Annotated in this window: 1 protein-coding gene; it reads right to left on the bottom strand. The window is 50.3% G+C overall.

All coding sequences use genetic code 11. The annotated features are described in order from the left end of the window. Nucleotides 1-3,301 (bottom strand): RHS repeat-associated core domain-containing protein (locus ACVPON_RS05125; protein WP_462876814.1); only part of this gene is annotated, 3,301 nt, incomplete at both ends.

Below are 3,301 nucleotides of genomic sequence, written 5' to 3'. Positions count from 1 at the left end.
ATTATAGACAGACTGTCCTGTTGCCTTGGCTTGTTCCCAAGCATTGTTCACCCCTTGGCTAACTTGTTCATACTTCTGCCCTACATAGCTACTTGCACTCTGATAGGCTTGTTGTCCAGCATGGTAGAGGTTATTGATTTGTTGCCCAACCCAGTTTTTTGCATTATTCCACTGCTGACCTACCCACTGTTTGGCTTGATTTACCTTGTTGCTAATCCAGTTAACTCCTGTATGATAGGCACTCTTAACTGAATTCCAAGTATTAGTCGCAACTCGTTTCACCGTATTCCAAGCATTACTTGCTACTTTCTTCGCACCATTCCATAACTTCTTAGCACCCCTAACAAGTCCCTGCAAGAAATGCCCACTTGGGTCGGTGTAGTTGACTGGATTGTTATGAACATAGCTGTAGAGATTCTGGCTAAGCGGGTCATCTAGTTCCCCTTGATAGCTGTCTTCTGTAAGGAAAGTACCTGCTTGGCTGTCGTAATACCGTGCTCTGAGGTAATCTAGTCCTGTGATGTCACGAGCTTCCCCATTGTAGGCAAATGGGTTGCCTGTCTCGTCCGTGCTAGACTTACTTGCTCCGTAGAGTTGGTACTGGCTGGACGCAACTGCTACTCCGTCCTTGGTCAAGCCTGTGACGGAGCCTGCCTGGTTGGTCAGGTAGTGATAAGTATCTCCTGTCTCATGGTTGAGATAAGACGTTCTGCCCTGTCCGTAGGTATAGGTCTCTCTTGCTTTCAAGTCTCGATCATAGGTCTGGAGTACCTTGGTGTGTTCACGATTGACATCGTTGACATAGTTCCGCTCTTCGTAATAGTTAAAGCTATCCTCCCGTGTGGTGTAAGGAATGAGAACCTCTTTGACCTCGCTCGCATAGGTCACTTGACCCTCACCCGGCAGATCTCCAAGCTCTGGTGGATTGACCACTAGCCCCTCCTTGGTCGCCCGGTCTTTCGCCACTTTCTGGTGGTAGGCAGTCGACACATCATCAAAAATCTCATGCCAGATGGTCCCCACCGTCTGTGGTAGGGTAGACAATGCCTGTAAGACATTCTGGCTAAAGCCATACCAGAAGAGACTCGGCTCCTCCCCATTCGGGGCAGTATAAGGAGACTTCCTCTTCTCCTCTCGTTTGAAGAGCTGGTAGCTATGTTTACCTTTCTTACGGCTAGCAGTAAAGACTCGATTGTCATCCCCGTCATAGAGGGCTGCCATCAGAAGTCCCTCCTTGTCCTTAACCGCAAGGAGGCGGTTCTCTGTGTCGTAGATGTAGTCTAACTTGTCATCATTCTTCTTAGACGAGATGCGGTTGCCGTTCCTGTCGTAGGTATAGGTCGTTATACCGTCCTTGTTTTCTAGTTTGGTTAGGCGGTTATTGTCATCGTAAGTGAAGCGGGTCTCTTCTTCCTTGCCCTCTACTTCTTCTGTACTAGTCAGTTTGTTTCCTGCTAGGTCATAGGTGTAGGTGAGTTTCGATAATTCCTTGCCTGCCTTGTCGGATACTGTCATGGTCTCTACTTGACCCAGGGTGTCATAGGTGTAGGCTTGAATCACCGTCTCCCCGTCTTGGGTGATGGTCTCCTTGGTGATGTAGTTGCCATCGTCATACTCGTAAGCATAGCTGGAAATCAGCTTGGCTTTCTGATTGCGATGGACGATTTCCGTCACTCGGTGCGCCTGGTCATAGGTGAGGAAAGTCTGGGTGCCATCGCCCCGTTTGACTTCCGTCATGTCGCCTGCTTCATTGTAGGTGTAGCTAGTCTTTTCTCCCTTGCCATCGGTCACAGAGGTCAAGCGATCCAGCTCGTCATAGGTGTAGGAAACGCGGCTACCGTCTGGGTAGGTCATCTGGCTGATGTTGCCGTAGTCATCGTAGTCATACTGAATCAGACTACCGTCTCCCTGACGGACACCCGTAATCTCCCCTTCTGCGTTGGTCTCGTAGTTGGTCGTGCCTGTCCGATCACTCATGGATACCCTGCGACCGTCGCTATCATAGGTATAGAGGACTTGCCCCTCTTCTTTCTTGGAGTAATCTATCTTGAGCAGTTGGTCCAGCTTATTGTAGTCGTAGGTGATGGTCTCTCCATCTGCCTTGGTGACTTTCTCCAGCTGGTTGTTGACGTTGTAGCTGTAGGTCTCCTTGTCGCCAAGAGCCGTCATACGCTCCACGACATTGGAGAGTTGGTCATAGGTATAGGTTGTGACCTTGCCATTGCCATTGGTGATGGAAGTGACATTTCCCACACTATCATAGGTGTAGGTTGAGGTGGAAGCCTTGTCCCCTGTCCCTTGGGTAGCTGAAAGCAACTGGTCCTTGAGGTCATAGGTGTAAGTCTTGATGCGCTCGCTACCAGATGTCACACTGGTCAGATTGCCATTGCCGTCATAGGTCATGCTGGCTTGACCACCGGCTTCATTCATGACCTTGGTGACATTGTTGTCATGGTCATAGGTGTAGAGATTGAGTTGACCTGCCGTATCACTTTCACTGGTCAAGCGACCCGCGGCATCATAGGTTCGCTTGGTCACTTGTCCTAGTGGATTGGTTTCCTCTAGGAGGTTCCCATTGGGGTCATAGGTGTAGCTGGTCTCCCGCTTGCCGTTGATGGTCCGCTTGGTTACTTGACCGACTGGATCATAGCTTGAGGCAATCTCTCGACCTGTCGGACTGGTGATGGTCTTGAGCTGATCAAGAGTGGTGTAGCTAAAGCGAGTGGTCGCTCCCGATGGACTGGTCAACTTCTCAAGATTCCCTGCCTCATCATAACTATAGGTAGTCTCAAGGTCAAGGGCATTCTTAGCTGTTAAGAGACGACCCACCTTGTCGTAGGTATAGCTATTGCTTCGATCAGACTGGTCCGTTTCCTTGGTGAGGTTACCCGCCACGTCATAGGTATAGCTCTTCGCCAGACCTTGGGGACCTGTCTGTTTGGTCAAACGTCCAAGAACATCATAGGCATAGGTATAGACTGCCTCATTTGGCAAGGTCCGCTTGGTCGTTCGACCGTAGAGGTCATTGGTATAGGTGGTCGTATGTCCATTGGCATCCCTTTCCTTAGCGAGGCTACCTGTCCCGTCATAAGCATAGCTTGTCTCGCCACCTGTCGGGCGTTTGAGGCTAGAGAGACGGTTCATGGCGTCATAAGTAAAGGTGGTCGTATGCCCCTCCCCTGTTGTTTCGGTGAGGCGATTTCCCACCGCATCATAGGTGTAGCTTTGCTTGGCGCCAGTCGGTGCGACCGTCTCCACCACCCGTCCCAATGGGTCATAGGTAAAGGCGGTTGCCTGACCA

The organism is Streptococcus sp. 1F3, from assembly GCF_054968985.1.
Note: the sequence above shows the minus strand (reverse complement) of the source record. Positions and strands in the feature narration are given on the sequence as shown.